This window comes from Pontibacillus salicampi (assembly GCF_042434395.1).
Lineage (GTDB): Bacteria > Bacillota > Bacilli > Bacillales > BH030062 > Pontibacillus > Pontibacillus salicampi.
In genome coordinates this window covers 897,609-915,886 of sequence record NZ_JBHLTP010000003.1, presented here as the reverse complement: position 1 = coordinate 915,886, position 18,278 = coordinate 897,609, and the positions used below count along the sequence as shown (strand labels likewise).

Below are 18,278 nucleotides of genomic sequence, written 5' to 3'. Positions count from 1 at the left end.
TCTCCATAACTGAACGATCAAAAAGGATCAATCCATTCATTTGGATTGATCCTTTTGCTTTACTATACCTGCACGAGCATATATTTTTTCAAGCTCCTTATATAGTTGATCTAGTTGAATAAAAGCTTGATAATGAGCAGGGTATTGCTCTATAAATTCCAGTCTATCTTGCACATTCCAAGGTACAAAGGTAAAGCTGTCCTTATCAGAATAAAAACGCTTTTGTTCATAGCTTACATCGTTCACCAAACATATTGCTTCCTTAGCATATTCAACTTGTAGTAACATTTCCTGCTGTATGCCACTTTTATCTTTGTCCTTCCTTTTTACGTGAAGACCTTCTTTGACTTGTTTCCAATTTTGGATGATTTCCTTTCCCTTTTCATGCATGGGCTGTCTTTCTCTTCATCCGTTTTTGCCCTTCTCGACATAAATAAAGCAAGGGACATTCCTCACAATTTGGAATCTGGGCCTTACAATGATACCTTCCAAAGAAAATCATTCTATGGTGAGTTGCGCTCCACTCTTCTCTTGGTACTCTTTTCATGAGTGTTTTTTCCACTTCTAAGACGGAATCCTTCCATCGGCAAATACCAAGCCTTTTCGAGACTCTCTCAACATGGGTATCTACCGCTATGGCAGGCTCACCAAATGCTACTGCACTGACGACATTGGCGGTTTTTCGCCCCACCCCAGCTAATTTTTGAAGTTCCTCTTTTGTGGATGGAACAACTCCGTCATATTCATCTATTAGCATTTGACTTAGCTTACGGATATTTTTAGATTTGTTACGATATAAGCCAATGGACTTGATGTCCTGCTGTAATTCTTCAATAGGAACATTAACATAATCCTCAGGTGTTTTATATTTTTGAAACAATTGTCTCGTTACTTTGTTCACTAAGACATCCGTACATTGAGCAGATAATACTACAGCCACGAGTAATTCAAATGCATTTTTATGCTCTAGCTCACAATCCGCATCAGGAAACATCTCCTGAAATGTATTTAATACCTCCCGCATTTGCGTGCTATTTAACATCCCATTCTCTCCCTTACTCTTCTTCATCCAACCAATTATAATAAATAGACGACTGACTAGCATGATGCGTTTGATCTGTCGATGTGTTTGTACCGTTTCCTTGCTTGCTTCGAAAGGATTTACTGATCTCTCTTGCCTGCTGGACTGTTTGTATGCCCTTCTTTTTCCACTCTCTTAAGATTCGGTCGATATACTTGAAATTCATCTTCCCCATTAAGACCGCTTCTCGTAAAGCTGCCTTGATTAGAGCTGGTTCTTGGTGATCTTCATCGATCCAAAGATTAATGGTTTCAATTTCAAAAGGAGATAATGGCCTTCCAAACTCCTGTTCAAAAAGGACAAACATATTCGGCTGCTCCTCTTTCTCTTCCTTGGAGGAGGCATATTCCGTATCCTCAGACATGAGAGCTTCCCATAAACCTTCAAGGGTATATAATTCGTTGATTACATTTTGATCAGATGTCTCTTGTTCAATAGAAAGATATCCTTTCTGGATAAGCTTTCTTAGCACTTGAGAGCACTGTTGTTCTGAGATGGATAAGTAATGGGTTAATTCTCCTGGCGTTGGGAAATCATTTCCTTCCGTTTGAAAACGGTGAAGATGGAGAATGACCATCACATCAACTTCCGTTAACGATAAAGACTGATAACGTAACAATAGTGATTTAGGGAACGTCATCTGATCCTTCATTAATTGACTAATTTTATTCATGGAGTAATACACCAACCTTTACTGTCTTAACACGAGCATTCATCCCATGATTATAACATGAGATACCATACCCAAAACGATAAAATAGAATGAAAAAGCCCCCAATTTTTGGGAGCTTTTCTAGTTTATTAAGGGTACAGACGGTTTAATAAACGAGGGAATGGGATGGTCTCACGGACATGCTCTACTCCAGCTATCCATGCCACCGTTCTTTCTAAGCCTAAACCAAATCCAGAGTGAGGAACAGTACCATATTGACGCAGCTCTAAGTACCATTTATAGGCATCGTCTGTTAAATCATGCTCTTCGTACCGTTGTTTCATTAGGTCAAGATCATTAATACGCTCCGAACCACCGATAATTTCTCCATAGCCTTCCGGTGCAATTAAATCAGCACATAAAGCAACATCAGGATTGTTCGGATCAGGCTTCATGTAAAACGCCTTAATATCCAGTGGATAGTGAGTAATGAACACAGGTTTATCATAGCTTTCCGCGATAGCAGTTTCGTGAGGAGCTCCGAAGTCCTCCCCCCACTCGATATCATCAAAACCTTTTTCCTTTAACAAAGTAACAGCATCATCATACGTAATACGCGGGAATGGTGCAGTTATATTCTCCAATTTACTTACATCACGCTCGAGTGTTTGCAGTTCAATAGCACAATTCTTAAGAACAGACTGAACAACATGAGATACATACTGCTCCTGTACCTCTAAGCTATCTTCATGGTCCATAAATGCCATTTCCGGCTCAATCATCCAAAATTCGATTAAATGACGGCGTGTTTTGGACTTTTCTGCACGGAAGGTAGGACCAAAGGAAAATACTTTACCAAATGCCATCGCAGCTGCTTCCATGTACAGCTGGCCGCTTTGGGAAAGGTAAGCATCCTCTTCAAAATATTTTGTATGGAAAAGCTCTGTCGATCCTTCTGCAGAAGATCCCGTTAAAATAGGGGGATCTATTTTTGTATAGCCATTTGTGTTAAAGAATTCGTAAGTGGATCGAATTATTTCATTACGAACCTTCATAATAGCATGCTGCTTCTTAGAACGAAGCCATAAATGACGGTGATCCATCAGGAATTCGGTACCATGCTCCTTAGGAGTAATGGGATAATCTTCAGCTTGTTGAATGACCTCTAGCGAAGAAACCTGCAACTCATATCCTAGAGGTGATCTGGAATCCTCCACGATTTTGCCTGACACATATAAAGAGGACTCTTGCGTAATATTTTTAGCCAGGTTAAATGTCTCTTCATCCACATCGGACTTAACGACAACTCCCTGGATAAATCCTGTACCATCTCTTAGCTGTAGGAAAGCAATTTTTCCACTGGAGCGTTTATTAGCCAGCCATGCTCCAATAGTTACTTCCTCCTCAAGGTGCTTGTGTACTTGTGATATTGTTGTTTTCATAAAAAATTCCCTCCAACTTCGATGTTACGATTGATGCTTCTGTACAAATCTGTTTATTCTTGTTGCGGCTTCTTCTAATTGATCTAAAGAGGTGGCATAGGACAGACGGACATTATCAGGCGAACCAAAACCAGAACCTGGTACTAAGGCCACTTTTTCCTCTTCCAATATTGCTTTCACCCAATCATCAACAGAATCAAAGCCATTAGCCTGAACCGCTTCCCGTACGTTAGGAAACAGATAAAACGCACCTTTCGGCTTTTCACAATACACACCTGGAATAGCAGTAATCCATTCGTATAATCTTTCCAGACGTTCTGCAAATGCTTCCTTCATCTCTTCTACTTTTTCTTGAGAGGACGTATAAGCTGCTAATGCTGCATATTGTGATATGGTTGTAGGATTCGATGTAGAATGAGAAGCAAGGTTTGTCATCGCTTTGATAACTTTCTCATTCCCGAGCGCATAACCGATTCTCCAGCCGGTCATAGCATGGGATTTCGATACCCCGTTAATAACAATTGTAATATTTTTTAACTCATTAGAAATTTGAGCAATAGATGTGTGCTGCTCGTCACCATAAATGAGCTGTTCATATATCTCATCAGAGACAATCATTACATTATGACGTAAGCAAACCGCTCCAATGGCAGCTAATTCCTCCTTAGAATACAGCATGCCAGTAGGATTAGATGGAGAATTAATAATGATCGCCTTCGTCCGGTCTGTAATACTTGCTTCCAGCTGATCGGGAGTTAGTTTGAAATTCGTTTCTTCATTCGTTGTAATGAATACTGGTGTTCCCTCTGCAAGCTTAATTTGTTCAGGATAACTAACCCAATACGGAGCAGGTACAATCACTTCTTCACCAGGGTCTAGAAGTGTTTGGAATAAGGTATATAATGCATGCTTCGCCCCAGTGGTAACGATAACCTGGTTCGTTTCGTATGTTAGATCGTTATCCTGTTTATATTTATGTACTATCGCCTCTTTAAGAGCTGGAACGCCCCCAGACGGAGTATATTTGGTGTAGCCTTTATCCATTGCTTCTTTTGCAGCCTCTAGAATGTGTGCTGGTGTATTAAAATCAGGTTCGCCAGCACCCAGGCCGATTACATCATGTCCTTCTGCCTTTAAAGCATTGGCCATGGCTGTAATAGCTAATGTGCTTGAAGGGGTAAGTGTTTGTACTCGTTTTGCTAGCTCCATCGTTTAAATCCTCCCAAAATGTATTACCGCCTAAAGTAAAATGTGTCCACCTTAGAGCCACTTTTCATATTAAATGTTTGAATTGCATACCGTTCATTGCTATCTGTAAATGTTACTTCCCATAGAGGTATGCTGCCATCATGAGCGGGAATAATATCTATCAGCTCACATGCATTACACGTAGATTGCCATTGCTGCTTCATGGAATCCTCTGTCAGAACGTCACTTAACGCTACATAAGAAATGTTCGCTTGCTCTGTATCTTTTGGTATAAACGCATAGCCTTTCTTACCCTCTTTGGTCACACCTGCTACTATATCATATCGAATTGGTCCGTGATAACGGGAAACATGATGTACACTACTAAGTTCAGTCTGATTCAAAGCCTGTTGTTCAGACTGATTATAAGTATCTGTTTTTTCGCCCATGATTTGAATATACATACCTGAAAAGAAAAGAACTGCAATAAAAGCAATTATACCCAATCCCCAAAGTGCATACGTTATTTTACTACGTTCTGTAGATGGTGAATACCGCTGTGTTTTCATCATTCTCATCCAATGCTAGACCAAACATAAGGTCATCCTGTTTTAGTGTACGGTTTAAGGAGTCGACTATTTTGTATAAATCGTTCGATTTCTCTATCCGTACCGTTGATACTACTTCCATTTTTTGTTTCATTGTGAACCCTCCTGCTTTCACCACGTTCTTTCCAATATTGCCTAACATATTTCTTTCAAGAGTACACAAAATAACAGTACACCAAAGAGAAATACCTCTTTATTATAACAGTTATCACACGACAATTTGATGGTTATACATCAAATTTCAAAAATTCTTCCTAACCCATCCTTTACCTACGTGAATTGTTCATGTAGGTTTTTTTTGTGCTACCACAGTACCAATCCGCTACTATTTGGAAATATGGAAAGAAATATATACAAGACCGTAAAAGCCTTGTATATATTTCTATTTAGGATAAAGCTCATAATCAGCATTAGAAAAATGAACAGAGGTTGTGCCGACTTTTCTTAATACATATACGTCAATCCATGATTCCTCTAGCCTCTCGAGCAGCCCTTCGTTGGGCAATACTCCGTGTAATGGATATATAAACGCAATATGAGGATCGATTTTTTCTAAGAAGCTTGTCGTAGGAGACTTCGTTTTGGCATAGCCCCCTATTTTTAAAATCTCTGCATGAAGTGCACTATCCTTCATTAGTTGCCGTTCTAGAGAAAGGTCCCCGCTCCCTAAAAATAGCAACGAGGTGTCTTCGTAAGTAAAGTACAAGGATAAGGAACCGTCTGAGGTAGCAGCAACTGGTTTTACCGTTACTTTTTTGGAAAGGGCGTGTGTTTCGTTAATTTTCCATTCCTTTGCTTTAGTTCGGTAAGATTGTTTAATACACTCTTGTTTAGATGTAGCACCATAATATATTTCCTCCACATGATATCGTTTTACTATTCGGTTTATGTTTCCACATTCGGTTCTATTGTGACTAGTAATCATAAGGTGATCTATCTGATTAACGCCGAAATGATGAAGTTGTGTCATTAAATCCTGCTGACTTTTTGGGGACGCTGTATTTACCAAATACGTCTTTCCTTCCCCTGTTTGTATTAACATTGCTTCACCGTCTGGCAGCGAAAAAAAAGTAAATAATGCATCGTGATGATCAAGCTTCAGTGCGGATGGGGAATCAGCGTGGATATAGTCCGCATGAGCGTAGAATAACATACATAGTGCACAATACAATACGAGTCGCTTCAAAACCATCACATCCTAACCAGCATGAAATAAGCGTCCGTTATTAGGATGTGTAGTTATTGAAAACTTATCATAGCCATCGCTCTGCTTTTTTCATAAGCTGATGGGTGGAATCATAATGAATGTCGATTTCTGGAATCGATTGGGTGAAATACTTGCCATACTTGGCTTTCATAATTCGATCATCACACACCATGACTATCCCTTTATCTGTTGTAGATCGAATTAATCTGCCGAACCCTTGTTTAAAACGGATAACTGCATTAGGTAAGGATAGTTCCATAAATGGGTTTTTACCTTGATCTTTTATCGATTCTGCTTTTGCTTCGTACACAGGATGGTTCGGTGGCTGAAACGGCAGACGTACGATGACAAGAGAGGTTAAGTCATCTCCCGGAATGTCTACTCCCTCCCAAAAGGAACTTGTCCCAAATAATATTGCCTGATCAAATGCTTGAAAATTTTTCTTCAGCCTTGATCTGCTTCCGCTGGAAATGCCCTGAGCGATTAGCATAAATTCTTCTACATCCATTAATTCTTTCATAATACCGTGGGCTTTCTTCAACATTTCATAGGAAGTAAACAATACAAGCATTCTTCCCTTTGAGATACTTGCTAACGAGTAAATAGCCTCACACGTTGCATAAATAAACTCATCCTGGCTTCCATATTTCATACCAGGAAAATCATTAGGTACTAATAATTGGACCTGGTCCTTATACTGAAAAGGCGAAGGTATTTGCTTTTGGATGGTCTTATCTTTGTCTAATCCAAGCCGCTTCATCATAAAGGAGAAGGATTGTTTCATTGTAAGCGTGGCACTGGTTAAGATTACTGAATCTTTCTTATCAAAAAAGTATTCCTTTAATAATGAGCCAACTTCTATTGGTTCACTATAAATATAAACAGAGTTCTTGGCACCATAGGCTTCTATCTCAATCCACTTTACTAACTGTGATTCATCTGATAATAAGAGCTGATCCAATGCATCAATTGTCAGCTCTAAACGCTCCACGTACATCTTAATATCCTCTCTCCATCTGGAGGCCTCTTCTGATGTCTCGGCTGCTTGAATCCAATGGCTGCACTTTATTAGGAATGTAATAGTATCCCTAATAATAAACGAAACTCGATGAGCCATTTCCCGAACTGTACTCCACACCTTTGAGGATTCTTTGTCAGGATGGTACCTATATTGAAATCGTCCGACATCATTTAAGGAGATATTGGCCTCTCGCTGTTTTGATACATACGTAAATAAGTATCGAAACAGTTCATCTGCCTCTTCTTTAATCGATTGGGTTGTTACTTCCCACATCTCCATTTGCTGCTTAAGAGCAAGTTCGGGGTATGCACTAAGTAAATTATGCATCCAGTCCCCGGCCTTATTTCCTCCCATCTCATTGAGAAGATATTGAATTGAAATGTAATCCAATTTTAATCCAAAATGCTTACCAGCAGCTGCTTCGAAGTGATGTGCCTCATCAATAATAACCTTCGGGTAAGAGGAAACTAAGCCATAGTCATGAATAATGTCTGTGCATAAAAGCGAGTGATTTGTTATAACAAGATGGGCCTGCTGTGCTTTCTTTTTTGCCCGTTGATAAAAGGACCTGGAATACCACGGTGATCTTGGGTCTAAGTAGCCCTCCGCTTCAGCGGATACCTTTCTCCAAAAAATTGCTCCGCTGGATGGCAGTTGAATATCATCAATATCCCCTGTAGTTGTTTCCGTTAGCCATACAAGAATCATGGACTTCGTTAAAATGACATCATAGTTATTAGCTACTGAAGAATGTAATTCATATTCAAATTTTTTCAGCGACAAATAATGCTGCTTTCCTTTTAATAAGGCGGACTGAAATGGAAATGGGATGGAGTTTTCTAACATCGGGATATCCTTCTCCAGCAGCTGTGCCTGCAGCTGAGTGGTATGCGTACTAATCATAATTCTGGATTGCTGCTCCACAGCTTCATAAATGGCTGGAACTAGATAGGCAAGCGTCTTCCCTGTACCTGTTTCCGCTTCTATCATTGCTTTGGACTTTGATTGAAACGCATCATAAATAGTAATTGCCATTTCCCTTTGACCATCACGTTCTTCAAAATTATGTAGTGTCCCCTCTAACCATCCATCTTTATGAAACACATGATCAAGAAACGGTTCAAACCCTTCCGTCTCGACAGAAGGCTGCTCCTCCTCCTTGGTACTGCTTTTTTTTATGGCAATTCCCCGGAAGAGCTCTAAGTCGTCTCTTTCATCTTTCTCAAATGTTTTGCAATGTAATAGCTGATTTAATACCTCACTCATGTCGCTTTTCCATTTACGTTCTAGCTTTGCCAGCTGCTCCAGCGTTTCATAGGGTAACTGTTCCGCCTTATGAAGGAGCTGAATGAGAATTTGGGAGGTAACATAAGCGTCAGCTAAAGCACGGTGTGGTTCTCCATGATTGACCTGTAAAAATTCCGAAAGCTGGGACAATTTATATCCATCCGCTTGGGGAATGAAAATGCGCGCCAGTTCCACTGTATCCATTACAGGTACGCTTAGCCCATGCCCTACTGCATCGATTAGTGCATGATTTAAAAAACCAAGATCAAATTCGACGTGATGAGCTACAAAATAAGCTCCTTGACATCGCAACAAAATGTCATCGACAATCTCGTCAAAAAGAGGTGCATCCAATACATCTTCATCCCGGATTCCAGTTAATTGGGTTATAAAACTAGGTATTGGTTGTTCAGGATTCACAAACGACTTGTATTGATCAACCACCTTACCGTCTTCCACAGTAACCATGCCTACTTCAATAATCTTATCGCCTTTTTTAGGAGAATGGCCTGTCGTTTCCAGATCTACTACTACATATTTTGCCACGGTGTTTCACCTCTTTTCGCTTCTGCTTTCTAATTATCACAAAGAAAGCTCCCAAAGAATATGGGAGCTACATTTCTGTCAATGGAGGTTCTTGTTCAATGATTTCTTCAATTTCGTTTTTTTCATTCATCAAAGCTACTCTAGGCTTAAAGGAGACAAGTTCCTTCTCCTCAACCATTGCATACGAAACGATAATGACTACATCGTCTGGCTGAACCAAACGCGCAGCCGCTCCATTTAAACAAACTACTCCACTATGATGCTCTCCTGGAATGACATAGGTTTCCAACCGAGCTCCATTATTATTATTAACGATCTGCACTTTTTCATGAGGCAGAATACCAACCTCTTCCAAAATATGCGAATCTATTGTAATACTGCCAACGTAATTCAGATTTGCTTCTGTAACGCGGGCACGATGAATCTTTGCTTTCATCATGGTGCGAAACATAACCCTTCCCCCTATTAATCCCCTATAGTCTATTCATGATCGTACTTCAAAAATGATATTATCAATCAAGCGCGCTTTACTAAAATAGACTGCAGCAGCTATAATAATTTGACCACTGTACTCCTCCACCCTTTCCAACTGAGGGTAGGATAGAATATCAACATAATCTATTTTACCACGGGTGTGTGAAGTAATAAAACGAGAAACTTCGTCCTTCACCTGTCGGGAGGATACATGCTCCTCCTGCAGTCGTCTTTTCCCATAATGCAATGCTTCATATATGTAAGGTGCTTCCTCACGTTCTTCCTTTGATAGATATACATTCCGACTGCTTTTAGCAAGTCCATCCTTTTCTCTCACCGTATTTAATGCTCTCAGTTCTATCGGGAAATTATAATCTTCTATAAGAGCATCCACCACGGCTACTTGCTGGGCATCCTTATTACCGAAATAAGCCTTATTAGGCTGAACAAGGTGAAATAATTTAGCTAAAACGGTTACTACTCCATCAAAGTGCCCTTCCCTGCTACGACCACATAACACATCAGCACGACGTTCCACCTTCATGACAATCGATAAAGAGGAAGGATACATATCATGAACATGTGGGAAAAAGAGTACATCTACTCCCCTCTCCCGCGCCTTTCTTATGTCTTCCTCTTCGTCCCTTGGATACTGTTCAAAATCTTCATTGGGTCCGAATTGCAGTGGGTTAACAAATATACTTGCCACTAGCAGATCATTTTCCTCTCGTGCTGCATCCATAAGCTGCAGATGACCTTCATGTAAATAACCCATCGTTGGGACAAAGCCGATGCTTAGACCTTGTTTTTTCTGTTCTTGAACGTAGTGCTGCATCTCAGAAAGAGAATTAATGATCCTCATGAGATGTCCCTCCATATAATGTGGTTAACACGTCATCCTTCATATGAAAGCTATGTTCATCTGTTGGGAATGTAGCTTTCTTAACCTCTTCTACATAGCTGTGAAGAGCACTATGAATCGTATCGTTTACATTGGTGTAGGTTTGGACGAATTTAGGCACACGACTAACCCCGTATTGAATAATGTCATGATAGACGAGTACTTGTCCATCGCAATGGTTTCCTGCTCCAATACCGATTACAGGGATATCTAATTGCTCTGTAACAAGACGAGCCAATTCCTTTGGAACACATTCGAGCACAAGTGCCATAGCACCCGCCAGCTGTACTTTTTTCGCATCCTCTACTAATTGCTTGGCGGCTTCTGCATCTTTTCCTTGTACTTTATAACCACCTAGAACATTCACAGATTGTGGCGTTAAGCCTAAATGAGCAACTACAGGGATGCCCCCTCTTGTGAGACGATTAATCGTATCCGTAACCTCACCTGCCCCTTCTAACTTTAATGCGTGGGCACCAGTTTCCTGCATAATCCGTGTTGCCTGATGTAAGGTGTCGCTCGTTGAAATATGATAGGACATAAATGGCATATCAATAACGATGAAAGTATTCGCTGCCCCTCTCGTAACCGCTTTCCCGTGATGGATCATATCGTCAACTGTCACAGGAAGGGTAGAATCATATCCGAGAACCACCATGCCAAGTGAGTCGCCAACGAGAATCATATCAACACCTGCCTGCTCGGCAATCTGAGCTGCAGGAAAATCATATGCTGTCACCATAGCTATCTTTTCCTGCTCTTCTTTCATTTTTTTTAAAGAAAAACTCGTTTTCATTGCACATAATCCTTTCCCCATTGAATTTCTGCTGAGTAAAGTTTCTGTTCCTGCCCTTTATCATCTAATACTCGAAGTGCTCCATCGTCTTCGATTCCCATAATTCTGCCATTCCATTCCTTTTGATACGTTTGAATCGGGACCATTTCGCCTAGTCTGTATCCAAATGCTTCCCAACGTAATTTGATTGGCCTGAAACCTTCTTCATTAAACTCATTATACCGCTTTTCAAACGTTTGCAAAATCTCTTTAATAAGACCTGTCAGCTCCAATGATTCGCCAGTCTCAATTTTCAGAGAACTGGCTTTTCGCTGTATATCTTCTGGGAATGAGCTCGATGGTTGATTCACATTAATCCCCATGCCGAGCACGATATAATTGACTCGATCCTCTTCTGCTTGAAGCTCTGTTAATATCCCAGCCAGTTTCTTTCCATTTGTTAATAAATCATTCGGCCATTTGATTTGCGGTTTGATCCCTACATATGTTTTAAACACTTCAGCTAACACAGTAGCAGCCAGTAACGTAATTTGAGGGGATCGGTGCGGCTCAAAGGTTGGTCGTAAAATAATACTCATCCATATGCCTTCCCCTTTATAGGAATGCCAGGATCTATTTAATCGCCCTCTCCCTTTAGTTTGTTCATCGGCAATAATCACTGTCCCATGCTCCGCTCCAGCTTGCGCTTCCTGGTGAGCAATTAGTTGAGTGGAAGTAACGGAAGCTTTATGAATAAGGCGTTGTCCTAACCAGCTAGTACTCAATCCCCACTGTACAGTATTCATACTAACTTTATCTGGATAGGAAACTATGCGATAGCCTTTTCTTGGAGCAGCTTCAATTACATATCCATCCTTCTCAAGCTCCTTCATATGTTTCCACACTGCCGGTCTACTAATGTCAAGTTGTTCCGACAGCTTCTGACCTGATACAAAATTGTCCTCTTCCTTGGCTAAGAGCTCGATTAACTTTCCTCTCGTTGACTCCATTCCAACACCTTCTCCTTCATAGCTTCCCTGTCATTCGGTAATTCTTCCGTAACCACAGCATGTTCCAAACGGTGTAAGAATCGCTTCATCCAAGGTCCCGGTGGAGTCGGATGAAACCATTCCTTTAACTCTAATCCCGATATAGCCAGCTGCTGCTTACTATATATTGGTAATCGAGTGTATATCCTCATGGTATTTTCATACTTCCACTCCTCCCCTTCTAACGAAAGGAGATGGGCTATCCGTTCAAAGGCTGCTAAGTTTTCTTCATGTAATTGGTACACTAACCAAGCCATCGACGCCTTATCATACTGATGTATCATATCAGCCAGGAGGGCTGCTTTTCGTTTTTGCTGATTGGACAATTTCCATTCCTTAGCCCATTGGTCAATAGAAAGAGTGGGGTATAGTATGTGAAAAACTGCTATAGCTTCTGATAAATCATCAAGAGGAATCCAGGAGAGCTCCTTACATTTCTGCATCATCGAAGGGTCATTCTTGAATACTGGTAAATAGTGACCAATTTTTGAATCCACCAATAAGTTCCACGCTTGATGTGCGAACGTTCCTTGAACTAGCTTTTCAAGCTCTACTGCATTTCGTTCAACAGCAATATGGGTTAACAGGGATGCATTTTGCTGAATAGCATGCCACGTTTCCTCTGAAAGATGAAAGCCTAACTGACTTACAAACCGTAAAGCCCTCATCATCCTTAACGGGTCCTCAGAGAAACGAGTATGAGCATTTCCAACTGTTTTAATGGTATGTAACGAAATAGCTTCTCTCCCATTGAATGGGTCAATTAGATTTCCCTCTATATTCATAGCAATAGCATTCATTGTAAAATCTCTTCTGCTTAAATCATCTCTAATGTCCTTCACAAATTGTACTTCGTCAGGATGTCGATAGTCGTTGTACTCTGCTTCTACTCGGTAGGTAGTCACTTCATAGGACTGTTTGTCATACCGAACCATAACAGTGCCATGATCTATACCGATGGGAATTACTTTAGTAAAAATAGCTTGAACCTCTTCGGGTCGAGCAGATGTGGCAATATCCACATCTCCAATGGGACGATTTAAGAGAGAATCTCTTACAGCTCCTCCTACAAAGAACGCTTCGTATCCATGAGCTTGTAACGTCTGAATTACAGGCTTTGCTTCCTCAAAAGCGTTATTCATAGCTATTGCCTCTTTGGTCTAATAAATCCTCATAGATTTGCTCATACTGCTTCACAATATGTTCTGAATGAAATTCGTTACTTACTCGTTCCATTCCTTTTCGGGAAAATTTACTTTTTATCGTGCTATCGGATAATATATGCATCGCCTTCTCGGCAACATCTTCAATATCACCTGGCTCACAAATATATCCTGTTTCCCCGTCCTGGATAACCTCTGGAATTCCTCCTATGTTTGACCCAATACAAGGCACTCCACAAGCCATCGCTTCTAAGAGGACTAGCCCAAAGCTCTCCTTTTCTGACAAGAGCAGCTTTAAGTCAGCTATGGATAACAATTCTGAAACATTTTCCTGTTTACCTAAAAACAATACCTTACCTCTTAGACCTAACTCATTAACCAATTGACATACCTGACTATATTCCGGACCATCTCCAACGAGCAACAGCTTCGCATTTCGATGCTGTACTATTCTATGGAAAGCGTGAATTACATCAGGTACTCGCTTCACTTTTCGGAAGTTAGAGATATGAATCAATACATCTTCCTCTTCTTCTATTCCATATTCTTGCTTTAACACTGTCTTTTCCTGTGGTTTATATTCCCGCTCATCGACAAAATTATATACCACATCCATATTTTTGTTCATTTGAAGCATATCTTTCGTTTGAGCAACAAGGCTATGGGATACAGCGGTCACGCGATCTGAATGCTCAATCCCAAATCGAATCATATTTGTGAAACTTGGATCCACACCCAGCACGGTAATGTCCGTCCCATGAAGCGTTGTAACAATTTTCACATCATGATGGACCATTTGTTTAGCTAAAATGGCACAAATAGCATGAGGCATAGCGTAATGCACATGAAGGATATCAATCTTCTCTCGATTAATAACCTCTGCCATTTTATTTGCCAAAGCTAAATCATACGGTGGATACTGAAATACAGCATAGTGATTCATTTCTACCTCATGATAAAAAATATTAGGATAAATACGCTTTAAGCGGAATGGAACACTTGAGGTAATAAAATGTATTTCATACCCTTTCTCCGCTAATAATTTCGCCAATTCTGTGGCAACTACACCCGACCCTCCGACTGTAGGGTAGCAGGTGATGCCTATTTTTGTTCTATTATTCATTCTGTTCTCCTTGCTGTTTGTTCTCTTGTACTAATTCTCTCCAATGCAAATCTCCACGTTCAATAGCATGAATGAGGATTTCAGCTCCAGCTAAATTGGTTGCCAGCGGGATTTGATACACATCGCATAAACGAAGCAAAGCACTTATGTCTGGTTCGTGAGGCTGTGCGGTCAAAGGATCACGCAAGAATAAGACGACATCAATTCTATTTTCCGCGATATACGCTCCTATCTGCTGGTCTCCTCCTAATGGTCCTGATTGAAAGCGATGTACCGAAATGCCTGTAGCATCCTGTATCCTTGTGCCCGTTGTACCAGTAGCAAATAGGGTATGGTGCTCTAACACGCTTTTGTAGGCAGTAGCAAATTGAACCATATCCTCTTTCTTTTTATCATGTGCAATCATCGCTATATTCATAGTGGATCCCCTCTTATTCTAAAAGATTTTCTAATCCATACACGAGCACATCTAACGTTAGAATTTTTTCTACGGAAAGCTTCACACCTGTCATAAATGACTCTCTATTGATGGAATCATGCTTAATGGTGAGTGTCTCTCCAGTTGAGCCGAATACAACCTCCTGATGGGCTACTAATCCTGGTAATCGCATGCTGTGGATTCTCATCCCATCCATGTCGGCACCTCTGGCACCAGTTAACGCTTCTGTTTCCTCCGGGTGTCCTTGTTGTTTAGGTTCTCTCACTTCTTCAATTAATTGAGCTGTTTTGACAGCTGTACCACTTGGGGCATCTAACTTCTGATCATGGTGCTTCTCGATTATTTCCACATCTGGGAAGTATTTGGCGGCCCATTTGGCAAATTGCATCATCAATACAGCACCAATTGCGAAATTAGGAGCAATAATAACACCAAGCTGTTTCTCTTCTGCCATTGCTTCAAGCTCTGATAACTGCTCGGTCGTAAATCCTGTTGTGCCTACCACCGGACGCAGACCATACTGTAGGGCAAGCTTTGTATGCTTATAGCCAAATTCAGGCGTCGTTAAATCAATGAGCACCTGTGCCTCTACCTCTTGAAAGCAAGTTTCCACATCTTCATAGATTGGAGCGTCTATTTCTGGCAGCTCTTCTATATCCTTTACAGATGTGCCTCCGTTTTTACGGTCCACACAGGCAGCTAATTCAAAACTCGGTTCTTGATGAATCATATGTAATGCTTCTTTTCCCATTTTCCCTCTTGGTCCTGCAACGATAATCTTTGTATTACTCATGAGAATCCTCCTCTTTTCTTGTCCAACGATCTTTGTCTCTTGATTCGAATTTATCCATTACCATCTGGAAGGATTCATCTACCTCAATATTTAACGAATTCGCAAAACACATCATTACGAATAATACATCACCAAATTCTTCTTCCAATGCTTTTTCCTGTTCTGAAGACTTCTTTGGCTTTTCTCCATAGTAATGGTTCACTTCTCTTGCAAGCTCCCCCACTTCCTCTGTCATTCTAGCTAGCATGCTTAAGGGGGAGAAATACCCTTCTTTAAATTGTGATATATAAGCATCTACACGCTGTTGCATTTGTCTTGTAGTTATACTCTGATTTTCCACGGGGATGTAACCTCTCTTTCTCTATACAGTACCATTTATGCAATTATCATATAATCTCTCTTCATGTTAGCTAATTGCAGCTCATTTGACAAATTTTTTGGTGCATAAAGTATTGTTTGCTCCCTCTCAGGGCAATTGTCTATAATATATGAGGTACAGACCTTTGTAGAAAGGAGGACCTTATCATGTTTGGAATTAAAATAAAAAATATTTTGTTCATCCTGCTCGGTTCCGCTATATTTGGCTTTGGGATTGTCCATTTCAACATTCAAAACAACCTAGCAGAAGGTGGATTTACTGGTATCATCCTTATCCTTGATCAATTTGGCTTAAACATTTCTATCATGAATCTTGTGCTCAATATCCCAGTATTTATTCTTGGATGGAGACTTCTTGGAAGAACGACGCTTATCTATTCCATAATCGGAACTGTGGCAGTTTCTTTCTTTCTATGGCTATTCCAAGTATATATGATAGATATTAACTTAAAAAATGATTTAACATTGGCTGCTTTATTTGCCGGTGTGTTTATTGGATTGGGCCTTGGTATCATCTTCCGAAGCGGAGGAACTACTGGCGGGGTCGACATTATCGCAAGATTAGTTAACAAATATTTCGGTGTTAGTATGGGGAGAACCATGTTTCTCTTTGACGCAGCAGTTATCACTGCCGCTGTGTTAATCTACTTAGACCACATTGAAGGAATGTACACGCTTGTGGCTGTATTTGTAGGCGCTAGAGTTATTGACTTTATACAAGAAGGTGCTTATGCCGCTCGAGGAGCCATGATTATTTCTGGAGAAAGTCAAGCTATTTCCGCCAAAATTATGAAAGAAATGGATCGTGGTGTTACGGTTCTAGCGGGGAAAGGGAGTTTTACAGGGGAACGAAGAGACGTCTTATACTGTGTAGTTGGTAGAAATGAGATAATACGGATGAAGAATATCATCAACTCTATTGATCCACACGCTTTTGTTGCCGTTACTTCTGTACATGATGTACTAGGAGAAGGCTTTACATTAGATGAAAATAAAAATCCTATAGAAAGATAAAGCAACTGACACTAAAGTTTGGATATATTTAGTCGAAATCGTTGACAGCTTATGGAATTTGTTGTATTTTCACTTAAGTGGGATATTTCAAAAAATTTCCCATCTATTACATAGGAAAAGGGGTCTTATAATGAAAAAGCTACTGCTTATGCTTGGTCTTGCAACCGTTTTAGTTGCAGCAGGCTGCGCTAACGGGGAAGAAGGCGGAGACAGCCAGGAAGAAGAGAATCAAACGGAAGAAAATACGGAAACCGAAGAAAATAACAGCACTGAAGAATCAAGTTCAGAAGAGGGCGATTCCGCACAATCCGCATTAATGGACAGTCAGTTGTCCCTTATTGAAGCCGTACGTTCCCAAAACGCTAAAATCGTTGCAGTCCAAGGAAATATCGCAAAGCTTTCTGAGACAGAAGGGGAAGAAAAAGAGGAATTAAAAACAACGATTGAAGAAGGCGCGAAAGGGGCTCAAACTGCAGCAGATGAAGCCATTTCGAACCTGGATTCCCTAGAACCAGCCAGTGACCTTCCTGACGATCAAAAAGAAACGTTTAATAATGCAGTAAGTGATTTAAAGTCCTATTTCGAAGAAGCAAAATCAGCTCTTGACGCTCCGATGGAAGCTGATTTCAGCGCTGCTGATGAAAAATTCAGCGCCTTCTCTGATAAGATGACCCAATTGTATGACGGAACAGAGCTTGTTGCTCCTGATTTTGCCAAAGAACTTTCCTAATTGGCAGTTACTATTCCTGAACAATATGAAAGATACAAATCCCTGTCATGGATTTGTATCTTTTTTTACGAACTATTATTCCAGCTATATTTACGAAACAGATTAGTCAGGTACACAACAAAACCGAGTATAGCGATAAGTAGATTAGGAAAATAAGGATCTTTGTTTATTAATTGATACAAGTAGAGAGATCCAAAAAAGATAAAAAATGATACCCCTGTATAAACGCTTTTATTTTCTTTACTGGCTATACAAAGGATTGCCAGTAAATTCAGTGTCAATACCCATATCATCAATGTACCTCCTTCATTCTCCGTTTCCCTAACTCCTACCCTGGATTATATCTCTTCCTTTCTTTTTCAGTACTTACCTCCAACTTCCTAAAGGAATGAATAAAAAGAGCCCAG

The 18,278-nt window shown here is 40.3% G+C and carries 21 protein-coding genes; 2 read left to right on the top strand and 19 right to left on the bottom strand.

What is annotated here, in order from left to right; all coding sequences use genetic code 11:
• Positions 1-36: 36 nt before the first annotated feature.
• The 18 genes from ACFFGV_RS06185 to ACFFGV_RS06100 all read right to left on the bottom strand — a co-directional run bounded on the left by ACFFGV_RS06185 (position 37) and on the right by ACFFGV_RS06100 (position 16,059).
• Entirely contained in the window at positions 37-390 is a 354-nt protein-coding gene (locus tag ACFFGV_RS06185; RefSeq protein WP_377345730.1) for a YpoC family protein, read from the bottom strand.
• On the bottom strand, positions 383-1,042 hold the full coding sequence (nth, locus tag ACFFGV_RS06180; RefSeq protein WP_377345729.1) for an endonuclease III: 660 nt from the start codon (positions 1,040-1,042) through the stop codon (positions 383-385). The genes ACFFGV_RS06185 and nth overlap by 8 nt, the downstream gene beginning before the upstream one ends.
• Positions 1,043-1,055: 13 nt before the next feature.
• A complete protein-coding gene (locus ACFFGV_RS06175; protein ID WP_377345728.1) occupies positions 1,056-1,754 on the bottom strand; it encodes a DnaD domain-containing protein in 699 nt (232 codons plus the stop codon).
• A 128-nt stretch (positions 1,755-1,882) separates the two neighbouring features.
• The gene (gene asnS, locus ACFFGV_RS06170; protein WP_377345727.1) at positions 1,883-3,175 is read right to left on the bottom strand and encodes an asparagine--tRNA ligase; all 1,293 of its coding nucleotides are present in this window, start codon (positions 3,173-3,175) and stop codon (positions 1,883-1,885) included.
• A 24-nt stretch (positions 3,176-3,199) separates the two neighbouring features.
• On the bottom strand, positions 3,200-4,384 hold the full coding sequence (locus ACFFGV_RS06165) for a pyridoxal phosphate-dependent aminotransferase (RefSeq protein ID WP_377345726.1): 1,185 nt from the start codon (positions 4,382-4,384) through the stop codon (positions 3,200-3,202).
• Positions 4,385-4,407: 23 nt separating this feature from the next.
• Entirely contained in the window at positions 4,408-4,932 is a 525-nt protein-coding gene (locus ACFFGV_RS06160; RefSeq protein WP_377345725.1) for a cell wall elongation regulator TseB-like domain-containing protein, read from the bottom strand.
• The gene (locus ACFFGV_RS06155) at positions 4,895-5,065 is read right to left on the bottom strand and encodes a YpmA family protein (protein WP_377345724.1); all 171 of its coding nucleotides are present in this window, start codon (positions 5,063-5,065) and stop codon (positions 4,895-4,897) included. Before ACFFGV_RS06155 ends, ACFFGV_RS06160 begins: the two co-directional genes overlap by 38 nt.
• 288 nt (positions 5,066-5,353) lie before the next feature.
• Positions 5,354-6,157 carry a ComEC/Rec2 family competence protein gene (locus ACFFGV_RS06150; RefSeq protein WP_377345723.1) on the bottom strand — a complete coding sequence of 268 codons (804 nt, stop codon included), beginning with the start codon at positions 6,155-6,157 and terminating at the stop codon, positions 5,354-5,356.
• A 67-nt stretch (positions 6,158-6,224) separates the two neighbouring features.
• Complete coding sequence (locus tag ACFFGV_RS06145) at positions 6,225-9,032, bottom strand: ATP-dependent DNA helicase DinG, 3'-5' exoribonuclease type (protein WP_377345722.1); 2,808 nt, start codon at positions 9,030-9,032, stop codon at positions 6,225-6,227.
• Positions 9,033-9,099: 67 nt separating this feature from the next.
• A complete protein-coding gene (panD, locus tag ACFFGV_RS06140; protein WP_377345721.1) occupies positions 9,100-9,483 on the bottom strand; it encodes an aspartate 1-decarboxylase in 384 nt (127 codons plus the stop codon).
• A gap of 33 nt (positions 9,484-9,516) precedes the next feature.
• Positions 9,517-10,368: a pantoate--beta-alanine ligase gene (gene panC, locus ACFFGV_RS06135; RefSeq protein WP_377345720.1), complete on the bottom strand. Its 852-nt coding sequence runs from the start codon at positions 10,366-10,368 to the stop codon at positions 9,517-9,519.
• Entirely contained in the window at positions 10,355-11,203 is an 849-nt protein-coding gene (gene panB, locus ACFFGV_RS06130) for a 3-methyl-2-oxobutanoate hydroxymethyltransferase (protein WP_377345719.1), read from the bottom strand. The genes panC and panB overlap by 14 nt, the downstream gene beginning before the upstream one ends.
• Complete coding sequence (locus ACFFGV_RS06125) at positions 11,200-12,192, bottom strand: biotin--[acetyl-CoA-carboxylase] ligase (protein WP_377345718.1); 993 nt, start codon at positions 12,190-12,192, stop codon at positions 11,200-11,202. Before ACFFGV_RS06125 ends, panB begins: the two co-directional genes overlap by 4 nt.
• Positions 12,168-13,373 carry a CCA tRNA nucleotidyltransferase gene (locus ACFFGV_RS06120; RefSeq protein WP_377345717.1) on the bottom strand — a complete coding sequence of 402 codons (1,206 nt, stop codon included), beginning with the start codon at positions 13,371-13,373 and terminating at the stop codon, positions 12,168-12,170. Before ACFFGV_RS06120 ends, ACFFGV_RS06125 begins: the two co-directional genes overlap by 25 nt.
• Entirely contained in the window at positions 13,366-14,517 is a 1,152-nt protein-coding gene (bshA, locus tag ACFFGV_RS06115) for an N-acetyl-alpha-D-glucosaminyl L-malate synthase BshA (RefSeq protein ID WP_377345715.1), read from the bottom strand. The genes ACFFGV_RS06120 and bshA overlap by 8 nt, the downstream gene beginning before the upstream one ends.
• Positions 14,510-14,935 (bottom strand): methylglyoxal synthase, encoded by a 426-nt coding sequence (mgsA, locus tag ACFFGV_RS06110; RefSeq protein WP_377345714.1) that lies wholly within the window; start codon positions 14,933-14,935, stop codon positions 14,510-14,512. The genes bshA and mgsA overlap by 8 nt, the downstream gene beginning before the upstream one ends.
• A gap of 13 nt (positions 14,936-14,948) precedes the next feature.
• Entirely contained in the window at positions 14,949-15,749 is an 801-nt protein-coding gene (dapB, locus tag ACFFGV_RS06105) for a 4-hydroxy-tetrahydrodipicolinate reductase (protein ID WP_377345713.1), read from the bottom strand.
• The gene (locus ACFFGV_RS06100; RefSeq protein ID WP_377345879.1) at positions 15,742-16,059 is read right to left on the bottom strand and encodes a nucleotide pyrophosphohydrolase; all 318 of its coding nucleotides are present in this window, start codon (positions 16,057-16,059) and stop codon (positions 15,742-15,744) included. Before ACFFGV_RS06100 ends, dapB begins: the two co-directional genes overlap by 8 nt.
• A gap of 215 nt (positions 16,060-16,274) precedes the next feature.
• On the opposite strand from ACFFGV_RS06100, the gene ACFFGV_RS06095 reads away from it, so the two are divergent.
• Together ACFFGV_RS06095 and ACFFGV_RS06090 are read left to right on the top strand one after the other, a co-directional pair.
• Complete coding sequence (locus tag ACFFGV_RS06095) at positions 16,275-17,141, top strand: YitT family protein (protein WP_377345712.1); 867 nt, start codon at positions 16,275-16,277, stop codon at positions 17,139-17,141.
• A gap of 130 nt (positions 17,142-17,271) precedes the next feature.
• Positions 17,272-17,871, top strand: coding sequence for a hypothetical protein (locus ACFFGV_RS06090; protein WP_377345711.1), 600 nt, complete (start codon positions 17,272-17,274; stop codon positions 17,869-17,871).
• Positions 17,872-17,936: 65 nt separating this feature from the next.
• Here the strand turns inward: ACFFGV_RS06090 and ACFFGV_RS06085 are convergent, their stop codons facing one another.
• Positions 17,937-18,164 carry a hypothetical protein gene (locus tag ACFFGV_RS06085; RefSeq protein WP_377345710.1) on the bottom strand — a complete coding sequence of 76 codons (228 nt, stop codon included), beginning with the start codon at positions 18,162-18,164 and terminating at the stop codon, positions 17,937-17,939.
• Positions 18,165-18,278: the final 114 nt, after the last annotated feature.

Coding starts and splice junctions, on each gene's coding strand:
- ACFFGV_RS06185 (WP_377345730.1), bottom strand. CDS start 390: ATGCATGAAAAGGGAAAGGAAATCATCCAAAATTGGAAACAAGTCAAA.
- nth (WP_377345729.1), bottom strand. CDS start 1,042: ATGTTAAATAGCACGCAAATGCGGGAGGTATTAAATACATTTCAGGAG.
- ACFFGV_RS06175 (WP_377345728.1), bottom strand. CDS start 1,754: ATGAATAAAATTAGTCAATTAATGAAGGATCAGATGACGTTCCCTAAA.
- asnS (WP_377345727.1), bottom strand. CDS start 3,175: ATGAAAACAACAATATCACAAGTACACAAGCACCTTGAGGAGGAAGTA.
- ACFFGV_RS06165 (WP_377345726.1), bottom strand. CDS start 4,384: ATGGAGCTAGCAAAACGAGTACAAACACTTACCCCTTCAAGCACATTA.
- ACFFGV_RS06160 (WP_377345725.1), bottom strand. CDS start 4,932: ATGAAAACACAGCGGTATTCACCATCTACAGAACGTAGTAAAATAACG.
- ACFFGV_RS06155 (WP_377345724.1), bottom strand. CDS start 5,065: ATGAAACAAAAAATGGAAGTAGTATCAACGGTACGGATAGAGAAATCG.
- panD (WP_377345721.1), bottom strand. CDS start 9,483: ATGTTTCGCACCATGATGAAAGCAAAGATTCATCGTGCCCGCGTTACA.
- panC (WP_377345720.1), bottom strand. CDS start 10,368: ATGAGGATCATTAATTCTCTTTCTGAGATGCAGCACTACGTTCAAGAA.
- panB (WP_377345719.1), bottom strand. CDS start 11,203: ATGAAAACGAGTTTTTCTTTAAAAAAAATGAAAGAAGAGCAGGAAAAG.
- ACFFGV_RS06125 (WP_377345718.1), bottom strand. CDS start 12,192: ATGGAGTCAACGAGAGGAAAGTTAATCGAGCTCTTAGCCAAGGAAGAG.
- ACFFGV_RS06120 (WP_377345717.1), bottom strand. CDS start 13,373: ATGAATAACGCTTTTGAGGAAGCAAAGCCTGTAATTCAGACGTTACAA.
- bshA (WP_377345715.1), bottom strand. CDS start 14,517: ATGAATAATAGAACAAAAATAGGCATCACCTGCTACCCTACAGTCGGA.
- mgsA (WP_377345714.1), bottom strand. CDS start 14,935: ATGAATATAGCGATGATTGCACATGATAAAAAGAAAGAGGATATGGTT.
- dapB (WP_377345713.1), bottom strand. CDS start 15,749: ATGAGTAATACAAAGATTATCGTTGCAGGACCAAGAGGGAAAATGGGA.
- ACFFGV_RS06100 (WP_377345879.1), bottom strand. CDS start 16,059: ATGCAACAGCGTGTAGATGCTTATATATCACAATTTAAAGAAGGGTAT.
- ACFFGV_RS06095 (WP_377345712.1), top strand. CDS start 16,275: ATGTTTGGAATTAAAATAAAAAATATTTTGTTCATCCTGCTCGGTTCC.
- ACFFGV_RS06090 (WP_377345711.1), top strand. CDS start 17,272: ATGAAAAAGCTACTGCTTATGCTTGGTCTTGCAACCGTTTTAGTTGCA.
- ACFFGV_RS06085 (WP_377345710.1), bottom strand. CDS start 18,164: ATGATATGGGTATTGACACTGAATTTACTGGCAATCCTTTGTATAGCC.